12 protein-coding genes and 1 other RNA gene are annotated in these 16,041 nt (G+C 55.1%); 5 read left to right on the top strand and 8 right to left on the bottom strand.

Going from position 1 to position 16,041, the window contains the following annotated elements; translation table 11 throughout:
* Positions 1-25: 25 nt before the first annotated feature.
* Both BH712_RS04385 and BH712_RS04390 read right to left on the bottom strand, forming a co-directional pair.
* Positions 26-703, bottom strand: coding sequence for a fimbrial biogenesis chaperone (locus BH712_RS04385; protein ID WP_006809048.1), 678 nt, complete (start codon positions 701-703; stop codon positions 26-28).
* Positions 704-759: 56 nt separating this feature from the next.
* Positions 760-1,290 carry a fimbrial protein gene (locus BH712_RS04390; protein WP_006809049.1) on the bottom strand — a complete coding sequence of 177 codons (531 nt, stop codon included), beginning with the start codon at positions 1,288-1,290 and terminating at the stop codon, positions 760-762.
* A 354-nt stretch (positions 1,291-1,644) separates the two neighbouring features.
* Between BH712_RS04390 and BH712_RS04395 the strand changes: the two genes are divergently transcribed.
* Both BH712_RS04395 and BH712_RS04400 read left to right on the top strand, forming a co-directional pair.
* Positions 1,645-2,304 (top strand): winged helix-turn-helix transcriptional regulator, encoded by a 660-nt coding sequence (locus BH712_RS04395; RefSeq protein ID WP_006809050.1) that lies wholly within the window; start codon positions 1,645-1,647, stop codon positions 2,302-2,304.
* A 77-nt stretch (positions 2,305-2,381) separates the two neighbouring features.
* The gene (locus BH712_RS04400; protein ID WP_006809051.1) at positions 2,382-3,011 is read left to right on the top strand and encodes a helix-turn-helix domain-containing protein; all 630 of its coding nucleotides are present in this window, start codon (positions 2,382-2,384) and stop codon (positions 3,009-3,011) included.
* A 46-nt stretch (positions 3,012-3,057) separates the two neighbouring features.
* Here BH712_RS04400 and BH712_RS04405 read toward each other — a convergent pair whose 3' ends face one another.
* The 3 genes from BH712_RS04405 to ydiJ form a co-directional block, all read right to left on the bottom strand.
* Positions 3,058-3,252, bottom strand: coding sequence for a YdiH family protein (locus BH712_RS04405; RefSeq protein WP_003857766.1), 195 nt, complete (start codon positions 3,250-3,252; stop codon positions 3,058-3,060).
* An 85-nt stretch (positions 3,253-3,337) separates the two neighbouring features.
* Positions 3,338-3,748, bottom strand: a complete 411-nt coding sequence (menI, locus tag BH712_RS04410; protein WP_006809053.1) for a 1,4-dihydroxy-2-naphthoyl-CoA hydrolase — start codon at positions 3,746-3,748, stop codon at positions 3,338-3,340.
* Entirely contained in the window at positions 3,745-6,801 is a 3,057-nt protein-coding gene (ydiJ, locus tag BH712_RS04415) for a D-2-hydroxyglutarate dehydrogenase YdiJ (RefSeq protein WP_006809054.1), read from the bottom strand. The genes menI and ydiJ overlap by 4 nt, the downstream gene beginning before the upstream one ends.
* 199 nt (positions 6,802-7,000) lie before the next feature.
* Here ydiJ and ydiK point away from each other — a divergent pair, with 199 nt between their 5' ends.
* On the top strand, positions 7,001-8,116 hold the full coding sequence (gene ydiK, locus BH712_RS04420) for an AI-2E family transporter YdiK (protein WP_006809055.1): 1,116 nt from the start codon (positions 7,001-7,003) through the stop codon (positions 8,114-8,116).
* Between the two features lie 209 nt (positions 8,117-8,325).
* Positions 8,326-8,433: antisense sRNA RprA (gene rprA / locus BH712_RS04425), an RNA gene on the top strand.
* Positions 8,434-8,438: 5 nt separating this feature from the next.
* Here the strand turns inward: rprA and BH712_RS04430 are convergent.
* The 3 genes from BH712_RS04430 to ppsA all read right to left on the bottom strand — a co-directional run bounded on the left by BH712_RS04430 (position 8,439) and on the right by ppsA (position 14,832).
* Complete coding sequence (locus tag BH712_RS04430) at positions 8,439-10,814, bottom strand: glycoside hydrolase family 3 N-terminal domain-containing protein (protein WP_006809056.1); 2,376 nt, start codon at positions 10,812-10,814, stop codon at positions 8,439-8,441.
* Between the two features lie 3 nt (positions 10,815-10,817).
* On the bottom strand, positions 10,818-12,218 hold the full coding sequence (locus BH712_RS04435; protein WP_006809057.1) for an MFS transporter: 1,401 nt from the start codon (positions 12,216-12,218) through the stop codon (positions 10,818-10,820).
* A gap of 235 nt (positions 12,219-12,453) precedes the next feature.
* Positions 12,454-14,832: a phosphoenolpyruvate synthase gene (ppsA, locus tag BH712_RS04440; RefSeq protein WP_006809058.1), complete on the bottom strand. Its 2,379-nt coding sequence runs from the start codon at positions 14,830-14,832 to the stop codon at positions 12,454-12,456.
* 335 nt (positions 14,833-15,167) lie between these two features.
* On the opposite strand from ppsA, the gene ppsR reads away from it, so the two are divergent.
* Positions 15,168-16,001 (top strand): posphoenolpyruvate synthetase regulatory kinase/phosphorylase PpsR, encoded by an 834-nt coding sequence (ppsR, locus tag BH712_RS04445; protein WP_032673514.1) that lies wholly within the window; start codon positions 15,168-15,170, stop codon positions 15,999-16,001.
* Positions 16,002-16,041: the final 40 nt, after the last annotated feature.

The raw sequence follows: 16,041 nt of genomic DNA on the forward strand, positions 1-16,041 counted from the left end.
CGAGCACCTGGTTAATGCAAGGAGATCACAAACTGGCCCGGTGTAATTCGCCGGGACTACCATAATCGTTAATAACTTTAAACGTCAGCGCATTGCCACTGGCCCCGTTCGGTAGCGGAAAGCTAGCGGAGCCTGAAGGCATCACGTAGGTGACGTCGTTAAGTTTTTTATCCCCCAACGTGATTTCATTGAAATTAATCACGTACGGCGTTGGGTTATTTACCTGAAGGGTATTCCCGGCACGACGCCAGGTTAATTTGTTGGCCTGGTCCTCGGGAGTAGACGCACGAAGACCCTCTGGCCGATAAATAAGTTTGATGCGCGTTTTAACGGCAATTTGCAGCGAGTTCATCTGCTTCGAGGCTGACGGTATGGCTTTAATGTTCAGCCAGAATAAACTCTCCTGCCCCTGAGGCAGCGAGCCTGTCATGACTATACGCTCAAGGTTTTTTTGCCCGCCATCCAGACGATACAGCGGAGGCGTAATAATAAAAGGCACTTTACCCGATTGCTCATCCTTAACGTCAATCCACGACTGGATTAAATAAGGAACGTTATCAGGATTGGTAATACTTATTGACGCCTCTTTTTTAGCCCCATCAAAAATAATACGGGTGCCGCCAATAATCACGCCTGCACTGGCGGATGTTAACGTCAGCGGTAACAGCGCCATAGCCAGGCCTGTTGTCATGATAAAACGCATTTTAATACCTCATAAAACAAGGGGCCGGGCGGCCCCCTGCTGATTACTGCAATGACTTAGTTGTATACCACGGAGAAGTTTGCGACCGAGTTAGCCGGGCCAGCGGTCACGGATGCCGCGGTGGAGATATACTGCGCGTAGAAGTTCAGCGTATTATCAGCCGTACTGCTGAGTGCATAGGTATAGCTGTTGCTGCCGTGCAGCGGCAGATCGGCTTTATCTGCCGTCATCAGGTTAATCGCCACCCCCGTGGCCGCCCCTGCCACGGAGGCATCAATTGCCAGCAGGCTGGCGTTGGTTAAATCCGGCGTGCCGTCAAAACGGACTTTTGCATTCGTGACCGTCACCGGACAGTTTTTCAAAATAATATTGAATTGCGTCGCCGCCGTTCTCGCCCCGGTCGTCGGGAATTCCGTTTTATAATAATCGCCTAATACCACCACCTGGTTCTGGGATGCCACATCAACATCGCAGGCAGAATCCAGAATGTTTCCGTTAAAATTAACGGTACCGGCCGCTGCGAATGCATTTGTCATGGTGAGTACTGAACTTGCCGCTAACATTGCCATCATCAATTTCTTATTCATGATTTTATATCCTGTGTTACTTTATTTATTACCAACATTCAATTTCAGAAATAAAAGCCCTTCCGACGAGTTAAAATTTATACAACTCTTTTTCCGCATACAATCAATTTTGAGGTCTAGCTGTAGACCCTCTTTTAACAAATACAAAACATATTCATTCGGAAACACCTTAAGAATATTGGCTATGGTCTACTTTTAGACCTGAGTTAAAAAATTTTAAAATTCAATTAATTAACACTCCGAAATAGGTAAGTCTATAATTAGACTCGCCGCGAATATTCCCTGACTTACTGTTTTTTAAGATAATTCTCTATGCCGATCAAAAAATGATCGCATCAGTGAGTGAGGTCTCAAATGAATACCCGATTCGTGCCTGAGTCAGAAATTGATAAGTCAACAGCGCTTGGCGCTAAGCCTTTCAAGCACATTGAAAAGTTAATCGATAATGTTGTGCCGCATGCAGAGAGACACATTATTGCTAAGGGGGAAGTTATCCATTATTACGCCGGGGATATCCGTCAGTGCTTTTTACTGTTACACGGCAGCGTGGCGTTGCACCGTCGCGGTGATGGTATCGTCTTAAATTCTGAATCCGCGCCATTTATACTCGGCGTGAGCAGCCAGTTTTCTTCTGAACACCTTTACGTCAGAGCGCTGGAAACCTCAGAGGTGGCCAGCGTTTCGCTGGCGTGTTTTAATCGTGTTGTCGCACAACAGAATTTATGGGAACACTTCTCAAACCTGCTGATCTATACCGCATCGCGCGTCTACGAACATTGCGCCCAGATATCGCAAATGTCGGCTTATGACATTATCCGCTTTCAGCTGGTCGAGCTGATGCAGGAGCCGGAAGCCATCAGACAAAACATAACCGCCGCAGCCTATATCAAAAGCCGTACCTATCTTTCACGCAGCGGCATTATGCGGATCCTCGCGGAGTTGCGGACAGGGAAATACATCACCATGGAGCGCGGCGTGCTATTAGAGATCCATCATTTACCCCGTAAGTACTGAGGCTGTATTTATCTCTGGAGAAGGAGGAAAAGAAGAGCGACACTATAGGAAGTACTATCTCTTTCCAGGTTAACGCTATGTCTTCTGATAAACCATCGCATCGCGGCTCTCCCTATGCTCAGGAACTGATTTCTCATTTACAGCCGCACTGCGCCACGCATAAAACCGATCCCGGCGAGCAACTTGATCTCCAGGTTAACGGGCAGAGCATGTGTTATTTAATTCTTGAGGGCACGGTCGCTATATACAGAAGAAGCGACGATATGATGCTTTCGACGGCGCGCAGTCCCGCCCTGTTTGGCCTCGCTAACCTGACGGACATCTATTTTACCGATTATCTCAGAACGGTGACGCCTTGCCTGATCGGTGTGCTCACGACCGATCGGGTGGCTGAAATTATCAAAGAGAACGCGCTGTGGGGGCTGCTTTCTAATCATCTGATGTTTGTTTACAACCGCCTCTATCACAATGTCATGCCGAAAGGCGCGCCAACCGCATACGAAATGATTCGCCACCAGCTCGTGCTGCTGATGCAGGAAGATGACAGCTACCGACGTAGCGTGACGGCGGAAAGGTATATCAGGGATAAAACCCAGCTTTCCCGCAGCGGCGTAATGCGCATACTGGCTGACCTGAAAACGGGCGGGTTCATCGAAATGGAAGAAGGCCGGCTCATTAAAATTAACAAACTGCCTGCCAGATACTGAATGTCAGACACTAAAAAGGCCGCGTTTGCGGCCTTTTCTTCACTGCTTAATGGACGTGAACGCCCAACCGCCAGGCAAAGTAGATCTCTTCTTTCAGTTCGTTAGAAGAGAGCGCCAGCAAATCCGTAAATTCCAGCTCAAGCTGTTTCAGCTTTTTCAGGTACTGCGCGGGAGACAGATTGCTTTTATCGCGACGTAAATATTCAATTGCCAGCTGTGTTGGGGTTATTTCAGTATCCATGATGTCCTCGCTTATGTTCAAAACGTGACCAGTATATCACAATCGGGCGGCTATTTTTTGACCAAAAGCAAGGCATCCGGAAACTTTACACAACGGCCGTCGTCAGCCTGGATGAACAACACAGGCTATCCTGTTCGTCCAGAATCTCTATCTGCCACACCTGATGACGGCTTCCGGCATGCAGTGCGCGGCAGATGCCGCGCACGCGTCCGCTGCGAACGGAGCGGATGTGGTTGGCATTAACCTCCAGCCCCACCACCTTCTGCTCTCCTTCCGTACAGAGGTAGCCTGCCACCGACCCCAGCGTTTCAGCCAGCACGACGGACGCGCCGCCGTGCAACAGACCAAACGGTTGATGAGTGCGGCGGTCTACTGGCATCGTTGCTTCCAGTTCGTCGTCGCCAATGCGCGTGAACTGGATGTCCAGCAAACCGACCATGTTCTCCGCGCCCATGGCATTTAATGCCTCCAGCGTGACCGCACGTTTCCAGATCATCCCATAATCTCCAGTAAAGCCTGCAATGGATGGCGAACGCCGTTACCTTCCACCCGTTTCACCTGGCTGCGGCAGGAGTAGCCCGTCGCCAGACAGCGGTTGCGTGGCAGGCGCTGCATCGCCTGATGCCATGACAGTTCATAGATGCCAAGCGAGTTGGCGTGGTTTTTGGCTTCATGGCCGTAGGTTCCGGCCATGCCGCAGCAGCCCACGTTGACGCTTTCCAGCTTCGCGCCAAACCGGGCGAAGATAGAAGCCCACTGGGCAGGCGCCGTCGGCAGCGCCGTCACTTCGGTACAGTGCCCAAACAGATACCAGGATTCTCCGCTGACCTCCTGAGGGGCCGTTTGCGTCAGCACCGCAGGCAGCCATTCGTGCACCAGTAAGACCTGAAAATCACCGCGCTTATCGCCGAGCGTCTGCTTGTATTCATCGCGGTAGCAGAGCACCAGCGCCGGATCGACGCCCACCATCGGCATGCCGAGCTGCGCCACGCGATTCAGGAAATCTGACGTTTTCTGCGCGGTTTTCGCAAAGCGGGTCAGGAAGCCTTTAATGTGCTGCGCCTTGCCGTTCGGGGAGAACGGCAGCACCACCGGCTGGTAGCCGATTTTCTCGGCCAGCCGGACAAAATCAGCCACCACCTGCGCATCGTAATAGCTGGTAAACGGATCCTGCACCACCAGCACCACCTTCGCTTTCTGCTCAGGGCTTAATGCTTCCAGTTGTTCCAGGGTCATGTTCGCCGAGCGGTGCCCCACCAGCCGACGCTGGAGCGATGGCGTCGACAGCAGCGGCAAATCCACCATGCCGATATGTTTTTCAGACAGTTTGCGCACCAGCGGCTGATTGATAAAGAAGTTAAAGGTTTTTGGCGCACGGGCCATCAGCGGCGCGTAACTCTCCACCGTCGCCACCAGATGATCGCGCATCGGGCGCAGATAACGCGTGTGGTACAGCTGGAGGAAGCGGGAACGGAATTCCGGTACGTCAATTTTAATCGGGCACTGGGTTGAACACGCCTTGCACGCCAGGCAGCCGGACATAGCCTCTTTCACTTCATGAGAGAAATCGTATTCACCTTTGTTCGCATGCCAGCTGTTGCGAGTGCGTTCGATAAGCCTGCGCAGGCTGGCGCGTTTTTCCGGCAGTTCCTGTTCCAGCTTGAGCGGGTCAATACCGCGATCGGCCAGCAGGCGCAGCCATTCACGCACCAGCGTCGCACGCCCTTTCGGGGAGTGGATGCGGTTGCTGGTGATTTTCATCGACGGACACATCGGGCTTTTCACGTCGAAGTTGAAGCACAGCCCGTTGCCGTTACACTCCATCGCGCCGCGCCAGGACGCGCGTACCGCAATCGGAATTTGTCGGTCATAGGTGCCGCGCTTAACGGCGTCCACCTGCAACATCGGCGCATCAACGCCCTCCGGCGGGCAGATTTTTCCCGGGTTAAGGCGGTTATCGGGGTCAAATGCGGCTTTCACCTTACGCAGCTCGGCGTAGAGTTGTTCACCAAAGAATGCCGGGCTGTACTCGGCGCGGAACCCTTTGCCGTGCTCGCCCCATAGCAAGCCGCCGTATTTGGCCGTCAGGGCCACGACCTCGTCGGAGATCTCCTTCATCAGGATCTCCTGCTGCGGATCGCACATGTCCAGCGCCGGGCGCACGTGCAGCACACCCGCGTCGACGTGCCCGAACATGCCATAGCTCAGACCATGGCTGTCCAGCAGCGCGCGAAACTCCACTATATAATCCGCCAGATGTTCCGGCGGCACGCAGGTATCCTCCGCAAACGGAATCGGCTTCGCCGCCCCTTTCGCGTTGCCGAGCAGCCCCACCGCCTTTTTACGCATCGCGTAGATTCGCTCGATGCCAGAGAGATCGTTACACAGCTGCCAGCCAATGACGCCGCCTTCCCCCTGCGCAATCAGCTCGTCCAGACGCTGGCAGAGCGTGCTCACCTGGCTCTCAATAAGCTCTGCGTCATCCCCGGCGAACTCGACGATGTTCAGGCCGAGCATCTCTTTATCCGGCACGTCGGTAATCAGTTCGCTCACCGAATGCCAGACAATATCTTCCCGGGCCAGGTTCAGGACTTTTGAATCGACGGTTTCCACCGACAGCGCCCGCGCCTCCACCATAAACGGTGCATTACGCAGGGCGGAGTCAAAGGAGTTGTATTTGACGTTCACCAGACGGCGCACCTTTGGCAACCGGGTGATATCCAGTCGCGCTTCGGTGATGAAGGCCAGCGTCCCTTCTGACCCGGTCAGCACGCGGGTAAGATCGAACTGGCTCAGATCGTCATTAAAGACATGACGCAGATCGTAGCCCGTCAGGAAGCGGTTAAGCTTCGGGAATTTGTCGAGGATCAGTTCGCGATTTTCGCGGCAGCGCTCCAGCACGGTACGATAAATCCGTCCGCTGGTGGTGCTCTCTTTTGCCAGCGTTTCAGCCAGTTCGACCGGCATCGGTTGGGTATCGAGAATATCGCCCCCCAGCAGCACCGCCCGCACACCCATGACGTGATCGGAGGTTTTGCCGTAGACCAATGAGCCCTGCCCCGAGGCATCGGTGTTGATCATCCCGCCAAGGGTCGCGCGGTTACTGGTGGAAAGCTCCGGCGCAAAAAAATAGCCGTAAGGTTTTAAAAACTGATTCAGCTGATCTTTGATGACCCCCGCTTCCACACGTACCCACCCCTCTTCCGGGTTGATCTCAATGATGCGGTTCATATAGCGGGACATATCAATGATGATGCCCTGGTTCAGCGCCTGCCCATTGGTGCCTGTCCCGCCGCCGCGCGGGGTAAAGACCAGAGAGCTGAAACGGTCCTGCGACGCCAGGCGGGCGATGAGCGCTACATCGGCGGTAGAGCGCGGGAAAACGACGGCATCGGGAAGAAGCTGGTAAATACTGTTATCGGTCGCCATCGTCAGCCTGTCGGCATAATCGGTGGCGGTATCACCTGTAAAACCCTGTTGCTCCAGTGCCTGCAAAAAATTAAGCACCAGCTGAACGACGCCCGGTGCCTGAGAAATCTGTGGGATCATTGCTGTCGACCCTAATGAGAATAGTGTGAAATCGTTTGCGTTGTGTCTGGAAAGTTTTATCACATTTTTTTCTTATGTGCTTCGTAGAATTACGGGCAAAATCCGCCTGTCAAAAATCGCTGAAATCACTAATGATTAGAGAGAAGCGGTTTATATTCCCATCAGCCTTGCTGGTGTTCATTTAAGGAAAGTTTTGTTTATGGTCAACCTTCGTCAGCCCAGGGATGTCGCGCAGATACTGCTATCGGTGCTGTTCTTAGCCATTATGATTATTGCGTGTCTGTGGATTGTTCGCCCTTTCGTGCTCGGATTTGCCTGGGCCGCGACCGTCGTCGTCGCGACCTGGCCTTTACTCTTACGTTTGCAGAAGCTGCTGTTTGGTCGCCGCGGCCTGGCCGTGCTGGTGATGACGCTGCTGTTATTCCTGCTGTTCATCATTCCCATTGCACTGCTGGTTAACAGCCTGGTTGACAGCAGCGGCCCGGTTATTCGTGCGGTCACCAGCGGTGACATGACGCTGCCGGATCTCGCGTGGCTGAACAGCATTCCGGTTGTGGGCGCCAAACTGTACAGCGGCTGGCATAGCCTGCTGGAGATGGGCGGTAGCGCCCTGATGGCCAAAGTGCGACCGTACATCGGGACAACCACCACCTGGTTTGTGGGGCAGGCTGCGCACATCGGTCGCTTCATGATGCACTGTGCGTTGATGCTGGTCTTCAGCGCCCTGCTTTACTGGCGCGGCGAGCAGGTTGCGCTGGGGATACGTCATTTCGCCACCCGCCTGGCAGGTAAACGCGGCGACGCCGCCGTGCTGCTGGCAGCCCAGGCCGTCCGCGCGGTGGCGCTCGGCGTGGTGGTCACAGCGCTGGTGCAGGCGGTGCTTGGCGGAATCGGGCTGGCGATTTCCGGCGTACCGTATGCCACCATTTTCACCGTCATCATGCTAATGACCTGTCTGGCACAGCTCGGTCCGCTGCTGGTGCTGGTTCCCTGCATCATCTGGCTTTACTGGACGGGGGATACGACCTGGGGCACGGTGCTGCTGGTCTGGAGTTGCGTGGTGGGCACCATGGATAACGTGATTCGCCCGCTGCTCATTCGCATGGGCGCTGACCTGCCGCTGATATTAATCCTGTCCGGGGTGATCGGGGGGTTAATTGCCTTCGGCATGATTGGTCTGTTCATCGGTCCAGTGCTGCTTGCGGTAACCTGGCGACTCTTCTCCGCCTGGGTGCATGAAGTGCCGCCGCCGGGAACCGATCCGGACGTCATCTTAAGCGAACTTGAAGAGCTGGAAGATAAGAACGCGCAGTAAGAACGTATGCCGGGTGGCGCTAACGCTTACCCGGCCTACACTCTGTGCAGGAATACTTAAACGTTGCTAAACTATTTATTCTCTGCGCACTGGTCAGACCCGCCTTTTCCTGCCTAAAACCGTCATTCTGTTCAAGAAATCTTTACCTCCCTTTAACTATTGAGACGAATCCGATCGACTCAAAATCCTGGCATGCCTACTATTAAGACACGGTTATAAATCAACACCTTGATTTATAAGCATGGAAATCCCCTGAGTGAAACAACGAATTGCTGTGTGTAGTCTTTGCCCATCTCCCACGATGGGCTTTTTTTTATCCTTTTTACGCCCGGGTCATGTCACAGCGACTGAGCATTCGCCACTCCCCCGCCAGCACCCGCGTCTCTCCGGTTACCTGTACCGTTACTGCCTCGCGAATATCCGCCGAGGACGCGCCAACCTGTAGCTCAAATTCCCCTGGCTCGACGATTCGCTTCCCGTCCCGGCGCGTGAAATTGAACATCTCTACCGGCAGGGTAAAGGTCAGCGTGGCGGTTTCTCCTGGTGAAAGCGTAACGCGCTGGAACGCTTTCAGCTCCTGAAGCGGACGCACCTGCGTGGCGACCTTATCGCGCACATACACCTGCACCACTTCACTGCCGCTGCGCTCCCCGGTGTTGGTGATATCGACGTTTAACACCACCTCTCCGCCGACCGGGACGCGACTTTCAGCCAGGCGGGCCGCGCCCCAGCTAAACTGCGTCCAGCCGAGACCGTAACCGAACGGGTAAAGTGCGCCAAAATGGAACGCAAACGGCGTGCCGCCGCTTTTCAGCTTGTGGTTGTAGTAGTACGGCATCGCCCCGGCGCTTTTCGGTACGCTCACGACCAGCCTGCCCTGCGGCTCCGCACGACCGGTTAAGACATCGGCAATCGCCCAGCCTCCTTCCTGCCCCGGCGCCCAGGCCAGCATCAGCGCGGCCACCTTATCTTCCAGCCCCTGAAGGTTATAAGGTCGCCCGCCCGTCATGACGACAATCACCGGCTTACCGGTTGCCACCAGCGCCTCCAGCAGCTGTTGCTGCACGCCCGGCAGATCCAGCGAATCGGTATCCGATCCTTCCCCCACGGTGCCGCTCTGGAATAGTCCGGCGAGGTCACCGACGCAGGCCACCACCACGTCACTCTCTTGCGCCGCGCTTACGGCGTCGGGGATCAGATCCGTGCGTTGTGAAACCGGCGACTGCTGCATCGGTTTACCGCCGCTGTCGCCAGGAAAGACTGGCGCGCCCGCCATCCGTTTTTCGATAATGTGACACCCTTTGGCGTAACGTATCTGCGATGCACCAAGATACTGTTCCAGCGCCGCGCGCGGAGTAGTCACCTGCGAGGTCTCTTCAACCATATCGCTGATGATCAGGTGCACCGGGAAGCTGTAGCCGCTCAGCAGCGCCAGCGGATCGTCTGCCGTTGGCCCCACTACCGCTACACGAGGTTTCCCGTTGAGGGGCAAAATGCCGTTGTTTTCCAGCAGCGTTATCGATTTTGTTGCCACCTCGCGCGCTACCTGCCGCGTCGCCTCATTCTGCAAATCAATACTGTCTTCGTCGGCGTACGGTTTTTCAAACAGCCCGAGGCGGAATTTTTCACTCAGCACACGCGCCACAATCTCATCCACTTTCGCCATCGAAATAAGCCCACGCTCTACCGCTTCCGCCAGATGACGCGCGCAGTCATCTTTTGGCAATTCCACGTCCAGCCCGGCGTTAAACGCCAGCGCCGCTGATTCCGCGGGATCGTGAGAAACCCCGTGGTGCTGGTGCAGCAGGCTGACGCCGCCGTAATCCGCCACGATAATACCGTCGAAGCCCCACTGTTCACGCAGTACGGTGGTGAGCAGGAAGTGGTCGCTGTGCCCTGGCTGATTATCAATGTCGTGATAGGCGGGCATCACCGAACCGGCGTTCGCCAGCTTGACCGCCATTTCAAAGGGCAGCAGGAAGGTATCGTTTAGCTCGCTGAAACCGAGATGGACCGGCGCATGGTTGCGCGCCCCTTCGCTGAAGGAGTGGCCGACGTAGTGTTTCAGGGTCGCCAGCAGATCGCGCTTATCACCCTGCAAGCCTTTGACGTAGGCGGTGGCCATCACCCCCACCAGCCACGGATCTTCACCGAAGGTCTCTTCCGTACGCCCCCAGCGCACGTCGCGGGAAACGTCCAGCACCGGGGCCAGCCCCTGTTGACACCCGACGGATCGAGCCTCTTTGCCGATCTGCTCCGCTGCGCGCTGTACCAGCGCCGGATCCCAGGTGGAACCGTAGTTCAGCGACGACGGGAACAGCGTTGCATCTTTGCACAGCAGCCCCACCAGACACTCCTCATGAAACAGCGCCGGAATGCCGAGCCGGGTCTCCTCCATCATCATGCGTTGCAGACGGTTGGCGGCTCGCACGCCGGTTTTTGCATCCACAATGTGCGTGCCGAGCGGTCGGGTGATCTGGCCGACACCCAGCTTCAGCCGTTCGCTGAGGGACGCCTGTTCGCTCACACCGGCGAATTCATCGCTCAAATCGCTGCGCTCGCGATGGTTGCCATTTTCGTCGAGGATCAGCCAGTACGCGTGCATCTGGGCGAATTTCTCTTCAGGGCTCATACGCGCCAGTAAATCGGCGACACGCTCATGTACGGGACGTCCCGCGTCCTTATAGATAGCCGTCATGTTTTACTCCTGTATTGCGGATTGGGTTGCCGGGCTGAGCTGCCCCGCATCGTTTCGAATATCGCGTTTGCTGGCCAGCTCCCGGGCGATAGTGTCCACAAGCCGGCTGTTAAGTTTGTAGATGGCAAGGAGTGCCACCATGCAGAGGAACAGCACACAGGGGATCAGGGTAAACAGGGCGTTGATGGTTGCGAGGACGTGAGGCGCCTGGTTTGCCTGTCCAGGCGCGTAATCCACCATGCCAAGCACCCAGCCGACCACCGCCCCACCCAGCGCCAGCCCAAACTTGATGGCAAACAGGGCGGTAGAAAAGACCAGCCCGTCCAGACGGCGGCCGCTCCGGTGTTCTTCGTAGTCCACCACATCGGAGAACATGGTCCATTGCAGGGGCGTGGTCAGGTTCTGAATAAAACTAAACACAATATTCAGACCGAATATCAGCCACACCTGCGAAGGGGGAATGAAGAAAATCAGCGCGCCAAAAATAACGAAGGAAATAATAGTCCACTGATACGCGCGAACGCGGTCAAATTTCCCCAGCAGGCGTTCAGATAATAATGCGCCGCTTAAGGATGCCACCATGCCGGAAACAATAAAGGCAAAGACCAGTTCCGGACGTAACAGAACATAGTTAACGTAATACATGGTCGCTGAGCCACGCGTTACGACGGCGGTTAACAGTAAAATATTAAACAAAAAAACAATTCGCCACTGACTGTTGCCAGCCAGCAGTTTTAAATCCGTCAGCATTGAGCCGGAGGTGTCATTGCGCGGAGAGTAACGCTCGCGGGTCATAAAGAAGCAGCAGAAGAATAAAACGATTCCCAGCAGCCCCATCAGGCTCATGGCATAGAAATAGCCTTTCTGCACATTACCCTGGCCTAATAAAGAGACCAGCGGCAGCGCGATGACCGTGACAATCAACCCGCCGATAAACGACAGGCCAAAGCGCCAGGATTGCAGCGAGTGGCGCTCGCGTGGGTCGAGCGTCAGCGCGCCGGGCATGGCGCAGTAAGGGACGTTAATCGCGGAGTAGATCAGGCTCAGGATGGCATAGGTCACGCAGGCATAAACAATTTTTGCCGTCGCCCCGGCATCCGGTACGTAGAAGGTGATGAGGCAGCTCACGCCAAACGGAATGGCAAACCAGAGCAGCCAGGGACGAAAACGACCGTGGCGCGTCTGAGTACGATCCACCAGCGCGCCAATGCACGGGTCGACAAACGCATCGACCACGCGCACCACTAAAAACATGGTGCCCATAATGGCCGCCGGTAAACCGAATACGTCCGTATAGAAATAAGCGAGAAATAACGTTGCCGTTTGCCAGACCAGCGCGCTGGCCATATCACCCAGGCCATAACCTATTTTATCTTTTGTACGTAATACAGAGGAGATTGTCATTGTTATTTGCCTTTTTTATCAGGTTAAAACGTATTTCAACCAGTCGCGCATCAGCCCGAAGGCGGTACGCGGTAAGGCTCAAGTATTAGCAACGCTTTGCCCGCTAACAATTGTCTAAATTAACAGATAAATTATGATATTTGGTTTTTTGCTTTATTTGTGATGGTGAGCATATTCGCAGGAAAATAAAAAAGGCGAGGACAGATATCCTCGCCTTTTTCAGGTTATGCAGGTTTTACTTGTTCAGCTCTGCCAGGCTCAGCCAGGTTTGCACCACGGTGTCCGGGTTCAGGGAGAGGCTATCAATGCCCTCGTCCATCAGCCAGGCCGCAAAGTCTTCATGGTCAGAAGGACCCTGACCGCAAATCCCGACATATTTACCCTGTTTCTTCGCCGCGCGGATGGCCATGGAGAGCAGCGCTTTCACCGCCTCGTTACGCTCATCGAACAGCTCAGAGACAACGCCGGAGTCGCGATCCAGACCGAGCGCCAGCTGCGTCATGTCGTTCGAACCAATGGAAAAACCGTCGAAATGTTCCAGGAACTGCTCGGCCAGCAGGGCATTGGACGGAATTTCACACATCATGATGATCTTCAGCCCGTTCTCGCCGCGCTTCAGACCCTGACGCGCCAGCTCATCCACCACCGCTTTCGCCTGATCCACGGTACGGACGAACGGGATCATGATTTCCACGTTGGTCAGCCCCATGTCGTTGCGCACGCGTTTTACCGCCTCGCACTCCAGCGCGAAGCAGTCGCGGAAGCTTTCCGACACGTAACGTCCGGCGCCACGGAAGCCCAGCATCGGGTTCTCTTCTTCCGGCTCGTAACGTTCGCCGCCCACCAGGTTGGCGTATTCGTTGGACTTAAAGTCCGACAGACGCACGATCACGCGTTTCGGGTAGAAGGCCGCGCCAAGCGTGGCGATCCCTTCCGTCAGGCGTCCGACATAGAACTCTTTCGGCGAGTCGTAACCCTTCATCATCTCGCGGATTTCGTTTTGCAGTTTTGCGTCCTGGTCGTCGAACTCCAGCAGCGCACGCGGGTGCACCCCGATCATACGGTTAATAATAAATTCCAGACGCGCCAGACCCACGCCTTCGTTCGGCAGGCAGGCGAAGTCAAACGCGCGGTCCGGGTTACCGACGTTCATCATGATCTTCAGCGGCAGGTCCGGCATGGTATCCACGCTGGAGCTTTTCACACTGAAGTCGAGGATATCGGCATACACATAACCGGTATCGCCTTCGGCACAGGAGACCGTCACGTTCTGGTCGTCCTTCATGCGTTCGGTCGCGTCGCCACAGCCGACGACCGCCGGGATCCCCAGCTCACGGGCGATAATAGCCGCGTGACAGGTACGGCCACCGCGGTTGGTGACGATGGCAGCCGCTTTCTTCATGATCGGTTCCCAGTCCGGGTCGGTCATGTCGGTGACCAGCACGTCGCCGGGCTGAATGCGGTTCATCTCGCTGATGTCGTGGATCACTTTCACCGGACCGGCACCGATGCGGTGACCAATTGCGCGGCCTTCCGCGACAATTTTGCCCTGCGCGTGCAGGGTGTAGCGCTCCATGACCTGACCGCGTGAACGGACGGTTTCCGGACGCGCCTGCACGATAAACAGCTTGCCGGTGTGTCCGTCTTTCGCCCACTCGATGTCCATCGGACGACCATAGTGTTTTTCGATCTGCACCGCCTGCTTCGCCAGCTCTTCCACTTCGGCGTCAGTCAGGGAGAAGCGGTCACGCTGCTCCTGCGGCACATCTTCAATGGTGACCTGCTTACCATGCTCCTGGGTCGGGGCATAGATCATGCGGATTTTTTTCGAGCCCATGGTGCGGCGCACCACCGCCGGGCGATTTGCCGCCAGCGTAGGCTTGTGTACGTAGAATTCGTCAGGGTTCACCGCCCCCTGCACCACCATCTCGCCCAGCCCCCACGCGGAGGTGATAAACACCACCTGGTCGAAACCGGATTCAGTGTCGATAGAGAACATCACGCCGGAGGAACCCACGTCGGAGCGCACCATACGCTGCACGCCCGCGGAGAGCGCCACGCCGCGGTGATCATAGCCCTGATGGACGCGATAGGAGATGGCGCGGTCGTTGAACAGGGAAGCAAACACATGCTTCACCGCCACCAGTACCGCCTCATAACCCTGGACGTTGAGGAAGGTTTCCTGCTGTCCGGCGAAAGAGGCATCCGGCATATCTTCCGCGGTAGCGGAGGAGCGCACGGCAAAAGAGGCCTGCGCGTCGTCAGCGGAGAGCTGGTTGTAGGCGTCGTGAATGGCTTTTTCCAGTTCCGGCTGGAAAGGTGTGTCGATGATCCACTGGCGGATTTGCGCGCCGGCTTTGGCAAGCTCGGTGACATCATCAATATCCGTTTTATCCAGCAGGTCGTAAATGCGCTGGTTTACACCGCTCTGGTCTAAAAACAGGTTAAACGCATCGGCGGTGGTGGCAAACCCGTTAGGTACGGAGACACCCATACCGGACAGATTTGTAATCATTTCACCCAGGGAGGCATTTTTGCCCCCAACTCTGTCTACATCATTCATGCCGAGTTGGTTATACCAAAGCACCAGCGGTGACGAGCCATTGTTGGACATCGAAACAATCCTTTTGTGATATTTGATCGGAGTAAGAAACACCTGACTACGTATTTATACTGGCATATTTATTTCCGCTAAAAAAACGGTGAATCGTGTAAGCAATTTAAATTTTCAACTTTTCGGACAGTTTCCCCGCACTCGCTAACCCGATGATTCCTATAGATTCCGGCAAAAACCATAGAAATAAAGCCGCTATTCGAAAAATGAAATCCACTTTTCAGGAAAATCAAAAACACCATTTCATTTTAAATTCAGATAAGTTCTTTGCTGTGAAATTAACTTTTTTAATTTATGCTTTCAGGCAATTACGTACGCTATTCAGGGTGGATAAAATGGATAATGCTGTCGATCGCCACGTTTTTTATATTTCTGATGGGACGGCGATTACCGCCGAGGTGCTGGGACACGCGGTGATGTCGCAGTTTCCCGTGTCGATAAACAGCATCACGCTGCCGTTCGTGGAAAATGAGAGCCGGGCCAAAGCGGTCAAGGACCAGATCGACGCCATTTACCAGCAGACCGGCGTTCGTCCTCTGGTGTTCTATTCCATTGTGATCCCCGAGATCCGCAACATCATTCTGCAAAGCGAGGGCTTCTGTCAGGACATCGTGCAGGCGCTGGTCGCGCCGCTGCAAGGCGAGCTGAAGCTGGACCCGACGCCCATCGCCCACCGTACCCACGGGCTGAACCCGGGCAACCTGACCAAATACGATGCGCGTATTGCCGCCATTGACTACACCCTGGCGCACGACGACGGGATCTCGCTGCGCAATCTGGACCAGGCGCAGGTGATTTTGCTCGGCGTGTCGCGCTGCGGTAAAACCCCCACCAGCCTTTACCTGGCGATGCAGTTTGGCATTCGCGCCGCCAACTACCCCTTTATTGCCGATGATATGGATAACCTGGTGCTGCCCGCCGCGCTCAAGCCGCTCCAGCATAAGCTGTTTGGGCTGACCATCAACCCGGAGCGACTGGCAGCAATCCGCGAAGAACGTCGCGAGAACAGCCGCTACGCCTCCATGCGCCAGTGCCGTATGGAAGTCTCTGAAGTCGAAGCGCTGTATCGAAAAAACCAGATCCCCTGGCTGAACAGTACCAACTATTCAGTAGAAGAAATTGCCACCAAGATCCTCGATATCATGGGGCTGAATCGCCGCATGTACTAATATGCTAGTACATTAATCCAGTTTCAGTTATTATCATGCC

It is taken from the genome of Enterobacter hormaechei ATCC 49162 (assembly GCF_001875655.1).
Taxonomy (GTDB): Bacteria; Pseudomonadota; Gammaproteobacteria; order Enterobacterales; family Enterobacteriaceae; genus Enterobacter; species Enterobacter hormaechei.